This is a genomic window from Rhizobium esperanzae, assembly GCF_002204185.1.
In the GTDB taxonomy this organism is placed as follows: domain Bacteria; phylum Pseudomonadota; class Alphaproteobacteria; order Rhizobiales; family Rhizobiaceae; genus Rhizobium; species Rhizobium esperanzae.
Map to the genome: position 1 here is coordinate 123,754 of NZ_MXPU01000014.1, position 22,453 is coordinate 146,206.

The 22,453-nt window shown below is 62.9% G+C and carries 21 protein-coding genes; 16 read left to right on the plus strand and 5 right to left on the minus strand.

Features of this window, described 5'->3' with window-relative positions; translation table 11 throughout:
* The first annotated feature begins 128 nt into the window (after nt 1-128).
* From B5E41_RS20835 to B5E41_RS31825, 16 genes are all read left to right on the plus strand, one after another.
* Complete coding sequence (locus tag B5E41_RS20835; protein ID WP_088395869.1) at nt 129-1,160, plus strand: DUF3991 and toprim domain-containing protein; 1,032 nt, start codon at nt 129-131, stop codon at nt 1,158-1,160.
* A gap of 64 nt (nt 1,161-1,224) precedes the next feature.
* Nucleotides 1,225-1,830 (plus strand): DUF1419 domain-containing protein, encoded by a 606-nt coding sequence (locus B5E41_RS20840; RefSeq protein ID WP_088395912.1) that lies wholly within the window; start codon nt 1,225-1,227, stop codon nt 1,828-1,830.
* Between the two features lie 147 nt (nt 1,831-1,977).
* Entirely contained in the window at nt 1,978-7,077 is a 5,100-nt protein-coding gene (locus tag B5E41_RS20845; protein ID WP_088395913.1) for a helicase-related protein, read from the plus strand.
* Between the two features lie 582 nt (nt 7,078-7,659).
* A complete protein-coding gene (locus B5E41_RS20855; RefSeq protein ID WP_088395870.1) occupies nt 7,660-9,402 on the plus strand; it encodes a ParB/RepB/Spo0J family partition protein in 1,743 nt (580 codons plus the stop codon).
* Nucleotides 9,403-9,497: 95 nt separating this feature from the next.
* Nucleotides 9,498-9,974 (plus strand): hypothetical protein, encoded by a 477-nt coding sequence (locus B5E41_RS20860; RefSeq protein ID WP_088395871.1) that lies wholly within the window; start codon nt 9,498-9,500, stop codon nt 9,972-9,974.
* Nucleotides 9,971-10,855, plus strand: a complete 885-nt coding sequence (locus B5E41_RS20865) for a DUF7007 domain-containing protein (protein ID WP_088395872.1) — start codon at nt 9,971-9,973, stop codon at nt 10,853-10,855. Before B5E41_RS20860 ends, B5E41_RS20865 begins: the two co-directional genes overlap by 4 nt.
* Nucleotides 10,855-11,211, plus strand: coding sequence for a hypothetical protein (locus B5E41_RS20870; RefSeq protein ID WP_176439452.1), 357 nt, complete (start codon nt 10,855-10,857; stop codon nt 11,209-11,211). The genes B5E41_RS20865 and B5E41_RS20870 overlap by 1 nt, the downstream gene beginning before the upstream one ends.
* Nucleotides 11,208-11,615: a hypothetical protein gene (locus B5E41_RS20875; RefSeq protein ID WP_088395874.1), complete on the plus strand. Its 408-nt coding sequence runs from the start codon at nt 11,208-11,210 to the stop codon at nt 11,613-11,615. The genes B5E41_RS20870 and B5E41_RS20875 overlap by 4 nt, the downstream gene beginning before the upstream one ends.
* A gap of 366 nt (nt 11,616-11,981) precedes the next feature.
* A complete protein-coding gene (locus tag B5E41_RS20880) occupies nt 11,982-12,569 on the plus strand; it encodes a hypothetical protein (protein ID WP_010055642.1) in 588 nt (195 codons plus the stop codon).
* A 300-nt stretch (nt 12,570-12,869) separates the two neighbouring features.
* Nucleotides 12,870-13,793, plus strand: coding sequence for an ArdC family protein (locus B5E41_RS20885; RefSeq protein ID WP_088395875.1), 924 nt, complete (start codon nt 12,870-12,872; stop codon nt 13,791-13,793).
* 666 nt (nt 13,794-14,459) lie between these two features.
* A complete protein-coding gene (locus B5E41_RS20895; protein WP_088395876.1) occupies nt 14,460-14,768 on the plus strand; it encodes a DUF736 domain-containing protein in 309 nt (102 codons plus the stop codon).
* 195 nt (nt 14,769-14,963) lie between these two features.
* A complete protein-coding gene (locus tag B5E41_RS20900; RefSeq protein ID WP_245303128.1) occupies nt 14,964-15,968 on the plus strand; it encodes a Fic family protein in 1,005 nt (334 codons plus the stop codon).
* Nucleotides 15,969-16,317: 349 nt separating this feature from the next.
* Entirely contained in the window at nt 16,318-16,626 is a 309-nt protein-coding gene (locus B5E41_RS20910) for a DUF736 domain-containing protein (RefSeq protein ID WP_004119799.1), read from the plus strand.
* A gap of 322 nt (nt 16,627-16,948) precedes the next feature.
* Complete coding sequence (locus B5E41_RS31820) at nt 16,949-17,113, plus strand: hypothetical protein (protein ID WP_176439449.1); 165 nt, start codon at nt 16,949-16,951, stop codon at nt 17,111-17,113.
* Nucleotides 17,114-17,438: 325 nt separating this feature from the next.
* The gene (locus B5E41_RS20925) at nt 17,439-17,930 is read left to right on the plus strand and encodes a hypothetical protein (protein WP_088395879.1); all 492 of its coding nucleotides are present in this window, start codon (nt 17,439-17,441) and stop codon (nt 17,928-17,930) included.
* Nucleotides 17,931-18,262: 332 nt separating this feature from the next.
* Entirely contained in the window at nt 18,263-18,436 is a 174-nt protein-coding gene (locus tag B5E41_RS31825) for a hypothetical protein (RefSeq protein ID WP_169594788.1), read from the plus strand.
* 33 nt (nt 18,437-18,469) lie between these two features.
* Here the strand turns inward: B5E41_RS31825 and B5E41_RS20930 are convergent, their stop codons facing one another.
* The 5 genes from B5E41_RS20930 to traC all read right to left on the minus strand — a co-directional run bounded on the left by B5E41_RS20930 (nt 18,470) and on the right by traC (nt 22,240).
* A complete protein-coding gene (locus B5E41_RS20930; protein WP_088395880.1) occupies nt 18,470-18,727 on the minus strand; it encodes a WGR domain-containing protein in 258 nt (85 codons plus the stop codon).
* A 194-nt stretch (nt 18,728-18,921) separates the two neighbouring features.
* Entirely contained in the window at nt 18,922-19,383 is a 462-nt protein-coding gene (locus B5E41_RS20935) for a thermonuclease family protein (RefSeq protein WP_210259757.1), read from the minus strand.
* Nucleotides 19,384-19,754: 371 nt separating this feature from the next.
* Nucleotides 19,755-21,731, minus strand: coding sequence for a Ti-type conjugative transfer system protein TraG (traG, locus tag B5E41_RS20940; protein WP_088395882.1), 1,977 nt, complete (start codon nt 21,729-21,731; stop codon nt 19,755-19,757).
* Nucleotides 21,724-21,939, minus strand: a complete 216-nt coding sequence (gene traD / locus B5E41_RS20945; RefSeq protein WP_176439450.1) for a type IV conjugative transfer system coupling protein TraD — start codon at nt 21,937-21,939, stop codon at nt 21,724-21,726. The genes traG and traD overlap by 8 nt, the downstream gene beginning before the upstream one ends.
* Nucleotides 21,940-21,943: 4 nt before the next feature.
* Entirely contained in the window at nt 21,944-22,240 is a 297-nt protein-coding gene (gene traC, locus B5E41_RS20950; RefSeq protein WP_088395915.1) for a conjugal transfer protein TraC, read from the minus strand.
* Nucleotides 22,241-22,453: the final 213 nt, after the last annotated feature.

The window sequence follows — 22,453 nt, forward strand, 5'->3', positions numbered from 1 at the left end:
GCATGATCCGACAATTGCGCGCCGCGCCCTTGCGGCCTTTGCTCTTTGGGGCCTGCCGAAAGGGGTCGGGTGAACCGACGGGCAAGGAAGGGCTATGGAGGCCGATCGCCGGGCGATCGGAAGGAAAAATGAAGAGAAGAGAAATAGAAGCGTTGCGCGAGCAGGTCAGATGTGCGGCGGTGCTTGAGCATGCCGGGTTTGCAATAGACGCGAAGGAAAGCACACGGCGGGCAGTCAAATTCCGCCGCGGCGGTGAGATCATCATCGTCACCTATGAAGGGCGTGGTTGGTTCGATCCTCTTTCCGAGGCGAAGGGCGATGTGTTCCGGCTCGTAGAGCATCTCGATCGGGTCGGTTTTCTCGAAGGCGTAGAACGGGTCGCGGCTCTCGTAGGGTTTCAGATCACGGAGCCGGAGTGGCAGCCGGCGAAAGATGGCGAGAGATGCGACCTGTCTCTTCCCGATCGTTGGCGGTCCCGCCGGCGACCTTGGCCGGGTTCCTCGACATGGCGATACCTCAGTGGCGAGCGCCACGTGCCAACTTACGTGCTGCGAGCGGCGATCAAAAGTGACATCCTGCGCGAAGGTCCGCAAGGCAGCATGTGGGCGGCGCACCGGGACCAGGCCGGAGTCTTGACCGGCTGGGAAGCGCGGGGTCCGCAATACCGGGGTTTTGCATCCGGAGGAGCCAAGGTCCTTTTCCGCTTCGGTTCCGACAGCCCATTGCGTCTTGCGGTCACGGAGGCCGCAATCGATGCCATGAGCCTCGCTGCGATCGAAGGTTTACGGCACGGCACGCTTTATCTCAGCACTGGCGGTGGATGGTCGCCAACCACGGAGGCGGCGTTGCGGGATTTGGCTGGAAAGCCCGGCGTCCAGATGGCTGCGGCGACGGACTCCAATCCGCAGGGCGACATGTTTGCCGAACGGCTGCGGACGCTTGCCGACGATGCAGGTTGCGACTGGACGCGACTTCGGCCGTCCCGGGAGGATTGGAACGAAACCCTGAAGGTCAGGGAAAGGGAAAAGAGGGAAAGGACGGAAGGAGGAGGCGTGCCGCATGCGCGCCGCCGGCATCAAGGGAAGCTTCGCCCGGCGGAGCCGGCCCTTGACCCCGACGGTCGCGATGCCGGCGGCAGCCAAGGGGTCATGAAGGACTGAAGAGGAAGGCAAGGTCGAGAGGACAGTGCCGCGCTTCGGCCCGAAACCTCCGAAGGAGCTGCAGATGAACCCCTCTCCCGCAATCCGAAAAGTCTTCCAAGGCGTCGCAAGCCGACCGCAGATGTTCCGCATGTTCGACCGTCATCTCCTGCGGCCCAACCGTTGGGGAGACGACGCAACGCCGCTCTATAACGGCGAATGGTTCGAGATCGGCGAGGCCGAGCACGACTACATGTTCGAAATCCTGCCGCCGCTCTGGATCCGCGGTTCGATGTTCGCAATGCGCGAGTTCCTGACCGGCTCGGTGACATCAGTGTTCTTCGCGCTCCGGATCGACGAGGCGATCCGCAATTTTCACGGCTATTGCGACCTTGCCGATCAAGCCTCCGTCGAGACCATGCGCGTCTCGATTGTCGAGCGCGAAAGCCGCCCGGTCCGGACCATGACGCGCGAGGAACGCTTCGAGCATATCTGGAGCAGTACGGCGGACGATTATCGCGGCTATGCGGGCGAGCGCTGGCCAGAGGCCTCGCGCCGCAAACGCACCCTGATGATCTACGGCGGTAAAGGCGGCACTGTTCTAAAGCTGCTGGAAGACCTCAGCGAGAACGAGATCGCCGCCAAGCTGCCGGTACAACTGCGCCACCTCCCCTCGCCGATCGCGGCTTGAGAGTTTCCGCTTGTATCCGTGCGCGAAGCAATCGCGCTCGGCCGACCGTAGCCGCGCAGCCCATGCAGGCGGCCCCCCTCCACCCCTTCGCGTTCCTCGACTGTCGCTTGCGGCGGATCGATGACGCTCGCTTACAAGGAACTTTCGATGAGCAACGATCCCTTCACCCTCGATATGTTTGGTAGCAGCGCTTTGTCATCAGGACTCGGTCTTGGCGTCACCGCGTTCGGCGGTTTTGCCGCCAACGACGAAGAGTCCGACCCGACCCCGCCCTCTCCTGCGCCGGCGCGGGCTCTGCCGGCGACCAACCAGCCGGTCCCGCGAAAGCAAGGGCAGCGCGCCAACTTCTATCTCGACGACGGCGACCGCGATCTCGCCGCGACCTGGAAGGAGCGGGCACGCATCAATGTCGTGGCCATCCTCACCGCCAACGAAATCGAGAAGATGAACCTGCCGGCGACCCCAGCCGCGCAGGCGAGGCTGATCCGCTTCACTGGTTTCGGCGCCGGTGAGCTTGCGAATGGCATATTCCGGCGGCCGGGGGAAACTGACTTCCGGGCAGGCTGGGACGATCTCGGCAACTCGCTGGAGACAGCGGTCAGCGAGGGCGAATACGCGTCGCTCGCCCGTTGCACCCAATATGCCCACTTCACCCCCAAATTCGTCATTCGGGCAATCTGGATGGGCATTCAACGTCTCGGCTGGCGCGGCGGCCGCGTGCTGGAGCCGGGTATCGGCACCGGGCTCTTTCCTGCGCTGATGCCGAAACAATATCGCGAACTGACCTACGTCACCGGTGTCGAACTCGATCCCGTCACGGCCCGCATCGCGAAACTGCTGCAGCCGAAGGCGCGCATCGTCAACGGCGATTTCGTACGCACCGACCTCAATGCGATCTACGATCTTGCCATCGGCAACCCGCCCTTCTCCGATCGGACGGTTCGCTCCGACCGGCAATATCGTTCGCTCGGTCTTCGGCTGCACGATTACTTCATCGCCCGATCGATCGATCTCCTGAAACCCGGCGCCCTCGCCGCCTTCGTCACCAGCGCCGGCACGATGGACAAGGCGGATGGCACCGCCCGCGAGCATATTGCCAAGTCCGCGGACCTGATTGCCGCGATCCGACTGCCCGAAGGCAGTTTTCGGCGGGACGCCGGAACGGACGTCGTGGTCGACATCCTCTTCTTCCGCAAGCGCAAGGCCGTCGAACCGGAGGGTGATCTTTCGTGGCTCGACCTTGAAGAAGTCCGACCGGCTGTCGAGGACGAGGGGGTGATCCGCGTAAACCGCTGGTTCGCGCAGCATCCGGAGTTCGTGCTCGGCGATCATGCCCTGACCTGCGGTCCCTTCGGGGAGACCTATACGTGCCGGCCCCGCGCCGACGAGGAACTCGGCGTGGCACTGACGGAAGCCGTCACGCTTCTTCCCGAAGGCCTTTATGACGGCGAGCCGACCGCCATCGACATCGATCTGGAGGATGAGCTTGCCGAGATCGTCGATTTCCGTCCCGACAATGCCAAGGTGCGCGGGGGCAGCTATTTTGTAGACGTCAGACATGGTCTGATGCAGATCGTCGACGGCAAACCCGTTCCGGTTCATGTGCGCAAGGCGCGCAGCGGCGCGGGAATTTCGGAAAAGCACGTCCGGATCATTCGCAAACTGATCCCGATCCGCGACGCCGTGCGCGAGGTCCTGAAAGCGCAGGAACTGGACCGGCCGTGGCGCGACTGCCAAGTGCGGCTGCGCATCGCCTGGTCGAACTTCGTGCGCGATTTCGGCCCGATCAACCACATTACGGTTTCGATCATCGAGGATGAGGCGACGGGCGAGGTTCGTGAAACCCATCGCCAGCCGAACCTGCAGCCATTCCGCGACGATCCGGATTGCTGGCTGGTCGCCTCCATCGAGGACTATGACCTCGAAACCGACACCGCACGGCCAGGGCCGATTTTCTCAGAACGCGTCATTGCGCCCCCTTCCCCGCCCGTCATCACCTCCGCAGCCGATGCCTTGGCCGTCGTCCTCAACGAGCGCGGGCGCGTCGACCTCGATCATATCGCCGAGCTTCTCCATTGCGACACGGATGCGGTTCTCGATGCGCTCGGTGACGCAATCTTTCGTGATCCGGCTGACGGCTCCTGGCAGACCGCGGACGCCTATCTCTCGGGCGCAGTGCGCACCAAACTTGCTGCCGCGGAAGCCGCGGCCGGCCTCGATGCTGTCTATGAGCGCAATGTCCGTGCGCTGCAGGCGGTGCAGCCCGCCGACCTTCGCCCGTCGGATATTACCGCTCGGCTGGGCGCGCCCTGGATCCCGGCAGCCGATATCGTCGACTTCATCCACGAGACGATGGGTGCGGAGATCAGGATCCATCACATGCCGGAACTTGGCTCATGGACCGTCGAGGCGAGGCAGCTCGGATGGACGGCCGCCGGCACATCCGAGTGGGGCACCGACCGACGCCACGCTGGCGAGTTACTGGCCGATGCGCTGAACAGCCGCGTGCCGCAGATCTTCGACGTCTTCAAGGATGCGGACGGCGAGCGGCGCGTACTAAACGTCGTCGATACCGAAGCCGCGCGCGACAAGCTGCAGAAGATCAAGACGGCCTTCCAGAACTGGGTGTGGACCGACCCAGATCGCACCGACCGGCTGGCGCGGGTCTATAACGACCGCTTCAACAACATCGCGCCGCGAACATTCGACGGCTCCCATCTCATGCTTCCCGGCGCCTCTGGCGCCTTTGTTCTTTATGGGCATCAGAAGCGTGGCATCTGGCGCATCATCTCGTCGGGCTCGACCTATCTTGCGCACGCCGTCGGTGCCGGCAAGACGATGACGATGGCGGCCGCCATTATGGAACAGCGCCGGCTCGGGCTGATCGCCAAGGCGATGCTCGTCGTGCCCGGCCATTGCCTGGCACAGGCCGCGCGTGAATTTCTGGCGCTCTACCCGAATGCGCGCATCCTCGTCGCCGACGAAACGAATTTCACTAAAGACAAGCGCGCCCGTTTCCTATCGCGCGCGGCGACCGCGATCTGGGACGCGATCATCATCACCCATTCGGCATTCCGGTTCATCGCTGTCCCGTCATTGTTCGAGCAACAGATGATCCAGGACGAGCTGCAGCTCTACGAGGATCTGCTGACCAAGGTCGACAGCGAGGACCGTGTCTCTCGCAAGCGGCTGGAGCGGCTTAAGGAAGGGCTCAACGAACGACTGGAGGCGTTATCCACCCGCAAGGACGACCTGTTGACCATTTCCGAAATCGGCGTCGACCAGGTTATCGTCGATGAGGCGCAGGAATTCCGCAAGCTTTCCTTCGCCACCAACATGTCGACGTTGAAAGGCATCGATCCGAACGGCTCGCAGCGTGCCTGGGACCTCTACGTCAAGTCCCGCTTCATCGAAACGAAGAACCCCGGCCGGGCTTTGGTTCTCGCCTCCGGCACGCCGATCACCAATACGCTTGGCGAGATGTTCTCCGTCCAACGCCTGCTCGGCCACGCAGCACTGGCTGAACGCGGCCTGCATGAATTCGACGCCTGGGCCTCGACCTTCGGTGATACGACGACGGAACTGGAGATCCAGCCATCAGGCAAATACAAGCCTGTCAGCCGCTTTGCCTCCTTCGTCAACGTGCCGGAACTGATCGCGATGTTCCGGTCCTTCGCCGACGTGGTGATGCCAGAGGATCTTCGCGGATACGTCAAGGTGCCCGATATCTCGACCGGCCGCCGGCAGATCCTGACGGCCAAGCCGACGCAGGCCTTCAAAAATTACCAGACGGTCCTAGACGCCCGTATCAAGGCGATCGAGATGCGCGAGGGGCCGGCGCAGCCCGGCGACGACATCCTGCTCTCCGTCATCACCGACGGTCGTCATGCCGCCATCGATCTCCGACTGGTCGACGCGGACAACGACAACGAGCCGGACAACAAGCTCAACCTGTTGGTCCAGAACGCCTTCCGCATCTGGCAGGAGACGTCGCAAAGCACGTTTGCGCGACCGGACGGCAAGCCCTTCGATCTCCCAGGCGCGGCGCAGATGATCTTCTCCGATCTCGGCACCATCAACGTCGAGAAGAGCAGAGGATTTTCCGCCTACCGCTGGATCAGGGATGAGCTCGTGCGCATGGGCGTTCCGGCATCCGAAATCGCCTTCATGCAGGACTACAAGAAGACCGAGGCCAAGCAGCGTCTGTTCGCGGACGTCCGCGCCGGCAAGATCCGCTTCCTGATCGGCTCGTCGGAAACGATGGGAACCGGCGTCAATGCCCAGCTTCGTCTCAAGGCACTGCATCATCTCGACGTCCCGTGGCTGCCCTCGCAGATTGAACAGCGCGAGGGCCGGATCGTGCGCCAGGGCAATCAGCATGACGAGGTCGATATTTTCGCCTACGCCACCCAGGGCTCGCTCGATGCCTCGATGTGGCAGAACAACGAACGCAAGGCGCGCTTTATCGCGGCCGCTTTGTCCGGCGACACCTCGATCCGGCGGCTGGAGGATCTCGGCGAAGGAGCGGCCAATCAGTTCGCCATGGCCAAGGCGATTGCCAGCGGTGACGAGCGCCTGATGCAGAAGGCGGGACTCGAGGCGGACATTGCCCGTCTCGAACGGCTGCGCGCCGCCCATGACGACGATCAATATGCCGTTCGCCGGCAGATCCGTGACGCCGAACGCGATATCGAGATTTCGAAGCGGCGGATTGCGGAAATCGGCAAGGATATCGAGCGCCTCGTCCCGACGGCGGCCGACGCCTTTGTCATGACTGTCGTCGGCGAGGCTTTCGACGAACGGAAAGCCGCCGGTCGCGCCTTGATGAAGGAAATTCTCACCCTTGTTCAGCTCCAGCAGGAAGACGACAGCGTCATCGCCTCGGTCGGGGGCTTTGACCTCGTCTATTCCGGCGAGCGGTTCGGCAGCGACGATGGGTATCGCTACACGACCCTTCTCCAACGCACTGGAGCCGATTACGAAATCGATCTGCCGGTGATCGTGACGCCGCTTGGCGCTACCTCCCGCCTCGAGCACGCGCTCGACGGTTTTGACGAGGAACAGGAACGCTATCGCCATCGCCTGCATGACGCCCAGCGGCGTCTTGCCTCCTACCGCTCGCGCGAGGGCGGCCTGTTTGCGTTTTCCGAAGAACTCGCCGAGAAGCGCCGGCAGCTACGGGACGTCGACCAGGCATTGGCAGCTGTGGCACGTGAGGAGGGCTTGTCAGACTCGGAAGCGGTCTGAGTTCCGACGCCATTTGCCGGACCTCCATCTGCTCGGATTTTGGGAGCGCTGCAGCATTCACATAGCTGCAGTGCACAAAAAGTGTTTTCCAAGTGGTTAAAATTCGAGCATAGTGCACACAGCTGATGCGCATGGCGGCTTTCCTCCCAGTTCCGCCGCAGCAGCTGTTCCCCTCTGGAGGTTTATTGACCTTCACACTTCATGGGCCGCGGTTTCCGTTGGCCCATTTTTTTGTCTCCCATCTTATCCCGATCGCCATCCAGTCGCGTGCAAGCCGATGCGTTTTGCAGGCCGGCGCGTCAGTGCCGAATGAAGGCAAGCAAAGGAAAAAAGAAGGAAGAGGGAGATGAACCGGTCGCAGAGCAGTCCGCCGGTCGCCGCTGACGCTCAACCGCCGCCTCCGCATCCCGGCCACTCGTCCTTCGCAGGGCTGTCAGCCCCGCTCGTCCTTTGCGGCAGCAATGCTCGGCCGCAGTTGCACCCGGCCGCCCGCTCCGCGGTCCGGGAAGTGTCTTCGAAAAGAATGAAGACGCGAGAAGGGCAGGCAGAGGGCCGTGTCCAATCCCCGAGAAGGAGCATACCATGCAACTGATGAAGGTCGATCCGCGTGCGCTGAAGGACAACCCCGATAACACGCGCCAATCGAAGTCGACGCCGCAGGCCGACACCCTGCTTTTGGCGACGATCAAGGCCGTCGGCGTGATCCAGCCGCCGGTCATTTTCCCGGAGGCAGGCGGCAACGGCTACGTCATCGAAGCCGGTCACCGGCGCACCCGCATGGCGATCGCCGCCGGTATCGAGGAAATCGAGGTGATCGTCGTGGAGGCGGCCAACGACAACGGCGCCATGCGCTCGATGATCGAGAACATCGCGCGCGAGCCGCTGAACCCGGTCGACCAATGGAGGGGCATCGAGCGACTGGTCGCGCTCGGCTGGACCGAGGAGGCGATCGCCGTGGCGCTTGCGCTCCCCGTCCGCCAAATCCGCAAGCTCCGTCTGCTCGCCAACGTGCTGCCTTCAATGCTCGACCAGATGGCGAAGGGGGACATGCCGAACGAGCAGCAACTGAGGACGATCGCGGCCGCATCCTCCGAGGAGCAGAAAGAGGTCTGGAAAGCCCACAAGCCGAAGAACGGCGACACGGCAGCCTGGTGGCAAGTCGCCAACGGCCTCTCGAAAACCCGCATGTACGCCCGCGATGCAAGCTTCGGCGACGATCTTCGCCTGGCTTACGGTATCGAGTGGGCCGAGGACCTGTTCGGCCCGGCCGATCAAGACAATCGCTACACCACCAATGTCGAAGCCTTTCTTGGCGCACAGCAGGAGTGGATGACGAGCAACCTTCCGAAGAAGGGCGCCATCGTCGAGGTCAACAATTGGGGCCAGCCGGAACTGCCGAAGAAGGCCGAACGCATCTACGGCAAGCCGGCCAAGGGCGATTGCACCGCGATGTATCTCGATCGCGACGGCAAGGTGCAGAGCGTCCACTACCGGATGCCGGAGGCGAGGAAAACCGAAGGGCGATCCGGTCCCGCCGGTGACGCTTCGACGGGGGCCGATGACAATACTGATGCCGTCGGGAAGACCAGGCATGAGGTCACGCAGAAGGGCCAGGATATGATCGGTGATTTCCGTACCGATGCGCTGCATGAGGCGCTGGCCCGCGCGCCGATCGAGGACGACATGCTGATGGCACTCCTGGTGATGGCCTTCGCTGGCACCAATGTTCGAGTCGATTCCGGCGCCAACGACACCGTGTTCGGGTCGAAGCGTTTCCAGCGTCATGTCGCGCGCCTCTATTCCGCAGACGGACGCTTGTCGTTCGACATGGACAGCGTGCGTGTTGCCGCCCGCTCCGTTCTCATCGACGTGCTCTCATGCCGGCGCGGCATGTCGAACAGTGGCGTCGTCTCGCGCATTGCCGGTGATGCGATCGGCGCGGACGGTTTCCTTCCGAACATGGGAACGGAGGATTTCCTCTTGTGCCTGTCGCGTCAGGCGCTCGAAGCCGCAGCCAAGTCGGTCAATCTCGTCCCGCGGGCGCGGGTCCGCGAAACCCGCGCAGCACTCGTCGATTACTTCGCGACCGATGCTGCCTTCGTCCTTCCGGCCGCGCTGTTTGCGCCTGACCCGAAGGACATCACAGATCTCATGAAGCACACCGATGATGTCGCGGGCGACGACAGCGACGGCGCTGAGGGCGAGAGCATCGGAGTCGACGGGCTCGATCCGACGGCGACGGGACATGACGATCCCGTCGCCGACTCGATGAGTGATGCCGCCTCCGACGAGGAGGAAACCGCCTTCGGGATCGCGGCGGAATAGCCGCCGTCCCGTCAATCTCCGCTTGATCTTCCGCCGCCGGTCCTCCCGGCGGCGGTTTCGTTTCCACCACCCGCAAAAACTTGAAGGAGGATGCGATGTCCGCGTCTCTGATTTATGATCTTGCCCCGATCGGCTCCATCGACGCCTGGTCGGATGGTAGCCCACGACCGCCCGAGCGCCACAAGAAGAAACTGTCAGCTTGGCAAACGCGCAATAGCCAGGGTCGGCTGATCCGCAAGGAAGGAAAGCGCGGCGTCGGCGCCACCAGTCTGACACCGTGTTTCACGCTGCATGAAGGCGAGCTCGGCGCAAATGGCATCATCGCCATCCGTATCCACCGGACCTTCTCGCTCGATAGCGGCCTGGCGTTCAAAGTTGTCGAGCGTCCGGCGCTTGGATCTGTTCGCATCTTTGATCGCCCGGGCGTCAATGCCGAACTCGTCCACCTGGCAGCCCATCGGCAGGCGGCCGTGGAATGGCTCACCCGGCACGGCTATCCGCATGCCGTTCTCTCTGAGGTGACTGCCGACGAGGTCGCCGCCGATCATATCGAGGGGAGGACTGCAGCATGACTATGCTTCCTTCGCAATCCTCCGAAGGCTCCGCCCCTGACGCGTCAGGGGTGGAGTTCGGCAGAAGCGCCGACGACATGGCTGTTGCGCGTGTGGGCGATCTCGTCTTCGCCATGGTTCCCGCCGGGGATGGCCAGTATTTGCTTGCCAGTGCTTGGCGCGCGTCACGGCCGCTTGCCGAACTGAAGCGCGATGATTTCTATTCGCACCACGGCTCTGTCGAGGGCGAAGCCGCGTTCCGTAACCGCATGATCGAACAGGCCGGGCACAGCCGCGAACTGCGGCTACTATCCCGCCAGACCGTCCGGGTGACCTGCAGCACCCCATGGGGGCCGTCGCAGGGCGCCACCGTCTACGCCGACGGAATCGTGTGCCATACGACGGCAGGTCATGGTGGCTTCAGGCTCTCCGACGCCCGCAATGCCAAGGTCCACTCGATGCTTAGGATAGATGGCGGCTGGTATGAAGAGGACGCCGCCTGGGCAATCGTTGCGCTGACCTTTCCGGACCTGTTCACGACCTATGAGCGCAAGTGCGCCGACAAGACGATCCGCGACAGTTGGCCGGATGCCTGGGAAACGATCTTCAGTCGGTCGCTCGCTCCGGCCGAGTCTTACGAGAGGGACGCCCAGGCGTTCGCACGGGAACATGCCGGCGACTGGATCGTCACCGCGGCTCTTCGTTCGGACCGTCACCCTGGTATGACCGAGGTGATCGCTACCATCGGCGGCGTGCGCGGCGAGCATGCGCAAGAGCGTCGCTTTCTGGTGCCGAGCGACGAATACGCGGTCGGCGGCTTCGGCTTCGTCATCGATGAGACGCGGCATGCCGCCTATGAGGGTCTCTCCAGCTTTGTCGCTTGGCGCGAGAGGACGGCATGATGTCCAATTCCGAGCAACGCGCCGCGCAGTTTACCAGAATGGAATCGGCACGGCGGCAGACGCAGCACCAGCTTGATCTGATCGACCGGCAGATCATGCGACGCATGACTACGATCATTCCCCAGCTTGGTCGCCGTCACTCCGGATATCGTCGCGGCAAGGCGCCGGAGCCAGGCGCCTTCCTCGAACGCTACCGGGTCAATCTGGCAGCGATCACCGCCGAGCGTCAGCCGGAAATCGATGCGCTTTCGAGAAAACTCGCTCGACAGGATGCGGCAATCGCGGCGCTGCGGGCGAGAGCGGGTTCCGACGGCAACGTCGTCGCAAACACGGGTCGTGGAGGCAGGATGCCATGAGCACGATCGGAGACCTGGAGCGAAGAGCAGGCATCGGCGCATCACCGGCGAAGCGAACCGCTTTCTGGCTGCAGTTCCATCACCTCGAAGGCGAAGCCTGCCTCAATGCCGGTGTCGCTGAGCTCAGGCGGCTGATCGCCCAGAGGGAGGCACAGCCGGATCCCAGACCAAAAACGCGCGCCATTCGTCTCGCGCGCGAAGCCCTGCCGCCTTTGACGCCGGAACAGGATGCAGCACTTCAGGCCTATGCCGCCAGGCATGGACGGCGCTGGAAATCGATCCTCAACAACGCCTGGATGGGCGGGCCGCCGCATGATGACGGCGGTCTGCTGCGCGGACTTCGTAACTCGCACGGTCCCACCTGGTTGCAATCCTACCGGTTGCCGAAGCCGGTTAAGCGATAGGCCGGCGATTGACGTCAGCGAGCCGGAAAGGCGGAAAGAGGTGGCAGCGCCTGTCGTTTCGTTCGAGGACGTCATGATCCCTCCCCTGCCGGATCGCCCTTCGGTTTTGCTGCGGTCTGAACCGGCGGCCGTGCGCTTCAAGGCCGCTGTCGCGCCGCGGGGCGGCCGGACCCCGCCGTCCTTCGCGGAGCAGGCTCGCGTGCTGTTTCGAGGGCAAGTAGCCCACTTCGCACGCAAACCGGCTCCGCTCGTCCAGGCAAGGCCGGACCCTGAAACGCCCGTCTTCCGCCGGTTCGGGATGACCGCACCGAAGGGCAGACCGGCATGGGCCGGAGCCCGTTTGGACGACCTCGAAAGGAAACGATCATGGCCAAGCCCGCACCCTCCTCTCGCCAATCCGCCCGCGTCGTGCAACTGCGCAAGGGCGCCACCATCGAAATGGTCCGGCTGACGTGCCCGGACGCAAGCCAGGCCCTGAAGATCGCCGAGAGTTTCGGCACCGCCGTCATCGACAGCGACGGCATTCGCGACCTGCACGAACGCCTCGTCATCGAGACCGCCGATGCGCTCGGTGATGGCCTGCGGGACAAGGCAATGCAGATCCACCTGCAACGGATCGTCGGCGCCTTCGTCGGCTCGGCCCACGGCGCCGGCCAGTTCTACAGTCGCGCGGTCACCGAGGCGCGCGATGCCACTGCCAAGGCCGCCAACGATGCCCGCGACGAGGACCTCGACGGTCCGGTCGGCTATGACAGCGCCGCACAGCGCAAGCGGGAATTCGCCGCCGACATGGGCATACAGGCCCATTCGCTCAGAATGGCGGCCGAAGGCGCCGTTGCCGCCTATGCCCAGGTGATCGGCGAGACCTGGAAGCCTTTCGACCGGCCGGTCGAGCAGCCGGGTCATTCGCTGGGCCGCAAGGCCGCCGAAGCGCAGATCTCGGCCTTCGACTAGGCTTTGTCGGCGGGGCTCCGGCCCCGCCTTCGACAAACGCGTGAACGGCCGGTTCCCTCACGGAGCCGGCCTGTTTCGTGCCGCTGACGCCGCCAACAGAGAACGGAAATCGGGCAGATGGTACGTCCGTCGCGGCCCGTTTCGTTCGTCGGGTCTGCAGGAGCCACCGGCAGATGCAACGGCTCCGCCGTCCTCCACTGAAGTTCCGGCCGTTCCGGTGCATCGGCCGGCTGATCGGCTCCTGCCTTCCGCCCTCCGCAACGGGCCGCGACGGGCGCGGCCTCAAAATGGAGGCTTGAAGTGAGCACTACGGAGAAACAACGGGTCGATCTTTACACCCGCATCACTGATAGAATCGTTGAGGATCTGGCGAAGGGCGTGCGGCCGTGGATGAAGCCATGGAACGCCGAGAACACGGCCGGCCGTATTACCCGGCCGCTGCGTCATAACGGGCAACCCTATTCTGGCGTCAACGTGCTGCTTCTCTGGTCGGAGGGCAACGCCCGGGGATATACGTCGTCCACGTGGATGACGTTCAAGCAGGCGCTGGAGCTGGGTGCTGCCGTCCGCAAGGGCGAGACGGGTGCCACGGTCGTCTTCGCCAGCCGGTTCACCAAGTCCGAGACCGACGGAAATGGCGGCGAGGTCGATCGGGAGATCCCTTTCCTGAAGGCCTACAGTGTCTTCAACGTCGAACAGATCGATGGACTGCCCGACCAGTATCGTCACCAGGCGGCGCCTGCTCCGGATCCGGTCGAGCGCATCGAGCATGCCGACCGTTTCTTCGGCCACACCGGTGCTGTGATCCGCCACGGCGGCAACCAGGCATTCTTTGCTCCGGCCGCCGACATCATCCAGATGCCGCCGTTTGAGAGCTTCAAGGATGCGGCAAGCTACTATGCGACCTTGAGTCATGAAGTCACCCATTGGACGGCGCCTTCGCATCGCCTCGGCCGCGACCTCAGCCGCTATGCCAAGGACAAATCAGAGCGGGCGCGAGAGGAACTGATTGCAGAACTCGGCAGCTGCTTTCTTTGCGCCGACCTCGGCATTGTTCCCGAACTCGAGCCCCGCCCTGATCACGCCTCGTACCTCGGCTCCTGGCTCAAGGTCCTGGCCGACGACAGGCGGGCCATCTTCCAGGCGGCGGCCCATGCGCAGCGGGCCGTAAGTTTCCTGCACTCCCTGCAGCCCGAAACCGCCGGCGAGCGGCTCGCTGCCTGAGGGCCATCAGTGTCGGTCGTTTGGTCTCGCCAGTGGCCGGCACCTGTTCAGGCTTCAACGCGGAGAGCGTGTCGGGATCAGCCGTGAGGTCCAGTTTGCCCCAGATTGAGGTTTTCCGGTCGATCGGCTTGAGCTTCCGGGACGGCTTGATTTCGACGACAAACGGCTTTGGCTGCTGACGCATAGATCCTCCAGGCGACGATTCGCGAGCACGACGATAGCCCGAAGAACGGCCAAAGCAACGCCCTGGTTCGGCTGTTCCCGGACGTCTGATTTTGACATGTGGACGGGGCGGCAGGTCCACCGTTGCAGGGATCCGGCAGGCAGTCGGGGCGCAGCTGCCATCGCCATATCCCCTTGGCCCTGGAGCCGAGCCACGTCCTTCGCGGGCTCGATGAGGCGTGTCTGATCGAAAACCGGCTTCGCCTCGATCGTCCTCCCGCAACGGCCTTCCAAAACTTTCTTCCCCTGAGCGCGATGCGCCCATTCCTCGCGGAACATCAAAGTTTCTCCTGGCCGCCCTCCATTTCATTCCGGCCCTACGAGCCACCCCATTGCGCAGGCGCAACGGGGACCCCGGGGGTGCGGTCCGATCGTCCCCGATCTTTGCGACAGCCATCGGGGCCGCGATGGGCGCGGACCGAAACAGCAAAAGGAACTTGGACAATGGCTACCATCGGCGCCTTCTCCACCTCCGAAACCGGCTTCAACGGCTCGATCCGCACGCTCGCCCTCAACGTCAAGGCCCGCATCGCCCGCGTCGAAAACCCCTCCGACAAGGGCCTGCACTTCCGCATCTACGCGGGTAATGTCGAGCTGGGTGCCGCCTGGCAGAAGCGCTCCGAGCAGGACCGCGACTACCTCTCGGTCAAGCTCGACGACCCGAGCTTCCCCGCTCCGATCTACGCGACGCTCACCGAAGTCGAAGGCGAGGACGGCTACCAGCTGATCTGGTCTCGCCCCAACCGCGACTGAGGTCCTCTAGGCTCCGCCCACCGGGCGGGGCCTCTCCCGCGCTCTGACTTTTTTCCGCCGTTCTTCCTTATTGGATGAAAATGGATGGAAAAATGGAGTCCGGTATGTCATATCCCATTCGGATGGAAACGGATGGGATAATGGATGACGGGCCTTGATCTGGCGAAACTGCGTATCACACCTGAGATCCTGTCGTTGATCGCCGAGATCGACGAATTCAAAGGTGCATGGCGAGCGCTCGGTCGTATCGCGCCAGACCGGCTCTCCAGCTTGCGCCGGGTCGCGACGATCGAAAGCATCGGCTCTTCGACCCGTATCGAAGGCGCAAAGCTAAGCGACCGAGAAGTCGAAAGGCTGCTCTCGAACCTTCGAATCGGCTCGTTCACCAGCCGGGACGAACAGGAGGTCGCAGGCTATGCCGAGGTAATGGAAACGATCTTCTCCGCCTTCGACGCGATCCCGCTTGACGAAAATCACATCCGCCAACTCCACCGCGATCTACTCGCTCACTCGACCAAGGATGAGCGACACAGGGGAAACTGGAAAACCCTTGCCAACAACGTCGAAGCCTTCGATGAAGACGGACGAAGCCTGGGCGTCGTCTTCGCGACAGCATCTCCCTTTGATACGCCAGGCCGGATGTCGGAACTGGTGTCCTGGCAACAGGCCCAGGAGAAGGATGGGACGTTTCACCCTCTGCTCATCGTTGCTGCCTTCGTGGTGGTCTTTCTGGAAATCCATCCTTTCCAGGACGGCAATGGCCGCCTGTCGCGAGCCTTGACCACTTTGCTGCTCCTTCGGGCGGGCTATACCTACGTGCCATACAGCTCCCTCGAAAGCGTTGTCGAGCAGAACAAGGAAGCCTATTACCTCGCGCTTCGTCGAACGCAGGGCACGATCCGGACAGATCAACAGGACTGGAATCCGTGGGTCGAGTTTTTCCTCCGGAGCCTGCAGCGCCAGAAGCAGCGGCTCGAGCGCAAGATCGAGCGTGAACGCATCCTGCTGGGCGACCTGCCGGAGTTGTCGGTCTCGATCCTCGAACTGGCGCGTGAGCGCGGGCGCGTCACGGTGATGGACGCGGCCAAGGCCACAGGCGCAAGCCGCAACACCGTCAAGGATCATCTTCGGGCGTTGACCGAACAGGGGCATCTGACTCTTCATGGAGCGGGTCGCGGGACCTGGTACGGCCTGAACTAAAGCCGGAGTGATTGGTCCGCCGATGCGCCGGGATCGGAGCCATGGCCCAACTGCGCGCGACCGCCATTGCCACGTCCCTTTGCCAAGGGTCAGCGGCGCTCCATTCGCGGGCTCGATGAGGCATGTCTGACCGGAGAGCGGCTTCGCCTCGATCGTCCTCCCGCAACGGCCTTCCAAAACTTTCTTCCCCTGAGCGCGATGCGCCCATTCCTCGCGGAACAACAAAGTTTCTCCTGGCCGCCCTCCATTTCATTGCGGCCTTTCAGGTGCGGTCCGATCGTCCCCGATCCTTGCGACAGCCATCGAGGCCGCGATGGGCGCGGCCCGAAACAGCAAAAGGAATACGACAATGGCAACCATCGGCACCTTCACCACTTCCGAAACCGGCTTCAACGGCTCGATCCGCACGCTGGCCCTCAACGTCAAGGCCCGCATCGCCCGCATCGAGAATCCCTCCGACAAGGGCCCGCACTTCCGCATCTACGCCGGCAATGTCGAGCTGGGTGCCGCCTGGCAGAAGCGCTCCGAGCAGGACCGCGACTACCTCTCGGTCAAGCTCGACGACCCGAGCTTCCCCGCTCCGATCTACGCGACGCTCACCGAAGTCGAGGGCGAGGAGGGCTACCAGCTGATCTGGTCCCGCCCCAACCGGGACTGAGATCTGGACAGGCCCCGCCGCCGAGGCGGGGCCAACCGGCCACAAAGACAAGCCGGCGGCAGGCATCGAGCCTGCCGCCGGCTTTTTCGGTGCGATACGGAACCGGAATTTGTCTGCTCAGTGGAGGCTATCGTGCCGGGAAGAAATGCCGGCCTCGAGGACGAGCGGTTTCCCCCAATTTTGCCTCCGCTCCGGTTTCCTCCACTCCGACAAAATCGGCTCCCCCACTCGCCGGCTCCGCCGGTCGCTTCCGCGCTCCTCGACCCCGACATGTCTTCCCGCCCTGCCGTCTCGTCTTTCACGAACTCAAGGAGATGAGACGATGAACATCGAACAGCACATCGAAGAACTGCGCGCCGAGTTGAGGAACGCCTGCGATGCCGACGAGCGGGCCCAGGTCGAAGCGGAGCTTCAGCTCGCCCAGGCCGACCTGGCCGTGGCGCTTGCCGAACAGGACGGCACCATCGAACCCGAGCCGCCTTTCTGAGGCGGCTTTCATTCTGCTGGAATATGAGCCGGTCCGCCGGATCGACCGGCCTTCCGGCTGTCAGGGATTTCACCCCTCTACACTCCCGCCGGCTTACGCCGGATACGGTCGCGACCCCTCCGGGGCCGCGGGTCTCTTCTCTCTCTGACGTCCTATTTTACTCCAGCAATCCGGCGTCAAGGACGGCGCGGTCTCCCCCAATTTTTCCGCCGCTTCGCTTCCCGGAAAAATCGGTTCCCCCGCTTGCGAGCCGCGTTCCGCGGTCCCTGACCCCTCTTTGCCACGGAGTGGCCGATCCCCGTCATCAAGATGAGGAGATCACACAATGACATCTGACCAGAACCTTGCGCTCTACACCGAGCTTTCCGGTTTCCGGCTCGTCGTCCTGGCGAACCGCTTCGGCTGCGATACCGACGTCTCGCGAAAGCTCCATGAGCGACTGCTCGATGGGCTCGAGGCGGCTGCCGGTCGTATCCGGACTATCATGGCATTGGAGCGGAGCGTTCTTGCCGGCGACGACGAATATGCCGCGTACCGGCTGGAAGGTGAGACCGAGATCTTCGGACGCCTCACCATCAATCTGCTGGATGAACTGGACATCGATTTCGACACGCACGAATACCGCGTCAATGGCGGCGATTGGTCCATCGCTTTCACGGCGGACTATACCGGCGTCGACATCGACTATCCGGAGCTGATTGCGCTCACCGACGACGAACTCGGCTCACTTGCGCCGGTCATCAAGGATATCACACGGGAAACCGGTATCGCAGTAACTGCCTCCCGTGTCAGCTACATCAGGTGCCCAGCATCATAATCAATCCGTCGGCGGGCTCGACCATCCGGAGGGCGGCGAGAGCGGCCCTTCGTTGAGATGCCGGCGAGACCATCGCGATGATGGCGAGAACGACCAGTTGAGCTTCTTCCTTTCGACCTGCCGTCATCTCTCATCGGGGATGTTGCAACCCGTTCGTCACGACGCAACCTGCCGCCGCCAGAATTTTCCCCGCCGCCTTCTGCGGCTCCTCGCGGATCAAAATTCAGTCGCCGGCAAGTCCTCCACGTCCGTTCCGGCCCTTTGGGTGCGTCCCTCCTTTCCGGTCTGCCGCTTATCCCCTGCGATAACCGCATTTCGAAAGGAGAAACGCCATGCAACAACTCGCCCAATTCCTCGCCGCCACCGGCCGCCGGCTCCGGACTCTCGGCAAGGTAATCAGCCACTTCTTCCGCAAGGGCAAGCTCGGCCTGAAGCTTGCGATCAAGATCCCGTTCTTCGTCGAGATCGAGGTGTCCTTCGAGACCGACTGGAACCGGCGCCAATGAGGCGCCTTGTTGGCCCGTTTCTGCGGGCCTTTCTCAATTCGCCACGGAGGCGCGCGGGCGGTAACCGCGTTTTCGCTTTTGTCGGAGCAGATCGAGAAACAGTTCGACTGCTTCCTCTTCCCGTCCGAAACGATGGACCATCATCTGCCCCTTGCTTCCGATGCGGCCCCATTTGCGCAGGAGACAGACGTCCCCGAACAGGTTGGGTTCGATCGACATGGCGTAGTAGCGGGCCATGTTCTTCGAGGCGTCCGAGCGCTCGACATAGAGATGATAGGGTTGCGCGATCATGAGGTCAGAATCTCTGATCGCGGGAATCCCGTCCAACGACACTTATGAATCGGTCGGCATGGATTGATTCAGATCTGTGATGAAACGCGAGTGGTGGGCTTGGGCGAGACGCCTGCGGCGCACGGCTCTAGTCGCGGCGCTCACGGAGCCCGCACACGGTCTCCGCCCCATGGGCGACGATCCTCTCGCGGCACTCAGCCGCACCATCCATGTCTTGCGCCGTCCCAGCGTCTGGCGAGACCCTCATCGATAAGTGTGTCGCCGATCGAGTGTCCCGATCGCGTTACGGTCCGGAGCTTGCGGCCATACTTGTCTTCGTCGCGCCAGCCGGCCGTCAGTGAGAAGTTGCCTCCATTCAGCAGCGCCAGCAGGCGTGCCTTCGCCGCCTCGCCTTTGATCCGTTCCGCCTCGCAGCGCGGCGGGCTGAGTTCCGGCGTGTCGATATCGGCAATGCGGATTTTCTGGCCCTGGAACCAGAACGTGTCGCCGTCGACGACACAATTCACATGACGGCCGTCGCCGCAGATTGAAAACGCGGCCGACGATGAGTCCGCTGCCGGTGTCTTGGCCACGGCCGGCAGTCCGGGGAGGCTGCCGGCGCCGCCAAAGGCAAGCCAGCCTGCCGCAGCAATGACAATAGCTGAGATGACTGCCATCAGCGATATGCGTGGACCCTTCCATCCCGTTCGGGATTTTCTCTGCGGGCTACGGCGATCGTTCTTGCCGCCGGATTTCCGCGGCCTTCTGAACGGAACCACATTCGATTTCGCCACCTGCCCGCTCCCTTCCTGTTTGCCTCATCCTATATCGACCCCGGTTTCATCTGCGTTTACGGAGACGCACGGCCTCGACCTGCAGTCGGGCCGGCAATATGGTGTGCGGGAGCGGGGCGCAGTCGGTCCCGCCTCCCCTCCGGGCCACTATGTTGAGGCTCCTGCGGCTGCGCTGTTTCCCGCTCCTCGCACGACGAGAATTCCCGAAATCCCGCCCTTTCGTGCGGCCGCTATGCTGATTTCTCCGATACTCTTCATTGTTCTGGATCGGCCTTGCTCGTTGCACTGCGCGCCGGCTCGATCCGAGAGGCTTCCGGCGTGCCTCTGAGCCTGTGAAACCTGTTCGTCCCAACGCAAGCCTTCATGTCGTCGCGCCGAAACCAGATCGCGCGGCCACATCTGAGCGGCGCATTGCCCGCGGTAAAGACGATCTGCTCATCGGCGCGCATGCGAAGCACCTCGTGCGGCTGGATCAACGGTCGCGCGGCCAGCTGCTTCGATCGCGTGCGCGAGGATCCCTTCGCCTGGAAACTGCGGCTGACCTGGTCGATCTCGACCGTCGTCGTGCCGCAACGGCGCGAGATGTAATCCGCCGTTTCCGGATCGTTGATCGCCGCAAAACTGATCCAGCTCGCGCTCTCGAACCACTTGCTGGCGGCGTCGCGCCCGCCATAGGTTTCGCGCATCTGGCCGATCGACTGGTAGATCATGGTGAGCGTGATGCCGTACTTTCGGCCGGCATCGCGCGCCGTTTCCAGGATCCGCATGTATCCGAGCCGCGCCCCCTCATCGAGGAGGAAGAGCGCTCTGCCGGGCATAGTCCCATTACGGTTATATATCCCGTTGAGGAACGAGCCGATAATGACGCGCGCGAGGCCGGCATGCGTCTCCAGTGTTTTCAGATCGATGTTGATAAAGACGTCGGTGTTCCCATCGGCGAGATCGCCCGTGGAAAACGTCCTACCCGAAACCAGCGCGGCATAGTTCGAATACGACAGCCAGTGGGTTTCCTTGATCGCGTTGGCATAGACGCCAGAGAAGGTTTCGGGTGTCATATTGACGAAGGCCGCGACGTTCTCCTTGACGAAATCCGAGTCCGAATTGTCGTAGATCTCCTGCAGACGTTGCCGCAACTTCGGTTCGGGCTCAGAGAGATTGGCGCGAACCTGGCGCAGCGTTTGGTTTTCCTTCTCCGTGTGACCGGAGAGACAAACATCGGCGATCATCGCCGTCAACAATTGCAATGCCGAGGCTCGGAAGAAATCATCGCGCACGCCGCGCGCGCCGCCACTGTCGCTCATGATCCATGAGGCGACGGAGGCGATATCCTCTTCCTTCGTCCCGCCGAACTTGCCGATCCAGTCCAGGGCATTGAAGCCTGTTGCCGGGTTCTTCGGGTCGAGGACAAACAGATCCCGGTTCGCGCTCGTCCGGTGGGCTGAGACCATCGGCGCCACCTCGTTCGATGGATCGAGAACGATCAGCGAGCCGCCCCATTTCAGAGCGGTCGGGATCGTCACCGATGTTGTTTTGAAACCGCCCGAACCGGCGAACACGATACCGTGCGACGAACCGAACGAGCCGTCGAAGCAGAGCAGCGGTGATTTGCCGCCGGCGCCCCATGTTTCCGGCTCGTCGGCACGAAACGAGCGCGCTGCGGTGCTGTCCTTGTCGACACGGTATCGCTCACCGATCACGATTCCGCCGGTATCCGAAAACAGGTTTGCCGCTTCCGGCAGCTTCATCCACTCGGCCTCGCCATGCAGCGCCCGCTTGCCGCGGACGCGCTTCGGCTCGGCGCTGGCGAATGCCGCATTGCCGGCCAACGCGACACGCAGAGCAAAGCATGCGGCAATCGCCGCCGCCGCCGCTCCGATCAGCGTCGCCGGATCGACATAGGAGAAAATGGACATACCGGCCGGAACCTTATCGGTGAGCGCAGACAACCTCATCGTTTCGCGAATTGCGGCGATCAGGATCGTCGCCGCACCGCCGGCGACGACGCCCCATCCAGCCGTCTTGATCCTGATCGCGCCGGCGCTGGCAAACAGGAAGACGATGCCGACGAGCCCTGCACTGACATAAGGCAGCGCGATCCCGGCCCGACCAAGCGTCTGCCGTGCGGCTTCCGTTTTTCCGAGCCCGGACAGCCAGTGCTCGATCCCGGTCAAACCAACGGCGACGAGAATCATGAGCGCGACGGGGGCGATGAAGAGCATGATCCTACTCATCGGCTTTCCCAAAGGCCTCCGCACCGATTGCCAGAAGCCGCGATCGTTCCTGTACATTGGTTTTGAGCCGCTCGCTCAAATCGATCAGCGCGCCCAGCAGAAGCGCCCGCTTCTCGTAGTGAAGACCGGCTTTGACGATCAGACCGCCAAGCTCGATCTTCTCCCGCGTGTCCTTCTTGCGGGCGTCGGATATTGTCGTGCGCGCCATCCGCTCAAGCCTCAGCAGTCCCGCCCGCAGGCGCGACAGACGGGTTCTGCGTGGACGGTGCGCTGCTTTCGCCGACGTCAGCTCCCCTCTTCCCTCCGGTCGTCGCGGCCTTTCCTCCGCGAAACCGTTTGGCCAGATCCTCGAAGGCGCCCTGCAGCTCCGCCTCGTCGATCTCGATGTCGCCAAGTCCAGCCTTGAGGGCGATCCGGCCGATGCGCTCTGCCTCACGGGTCTCGGCGGCCTTGAGCTGCTCCTGGAGCTTGGCGATTTCGTCGCGGATTTTCGAGGATGGCTTCTTCATTCCGTCTAACTCCCTTGGGTGAGAAAGCTTGTCTTTCGTACCCAATGTCCCGGAGGTGAGTGCGGAACGCACTACTGTGAATCCTACAATCGCCAAGGGCGATGCTTTCGTGAATGATCCCGGCCGTTCCGAAGGAGCGGATCCGAAGGGCGCAATTATACGTCGCTGGTGCGACGTCCTTGCTTGAGGCCCCTAGCGGGCCTGCCGCTCTTG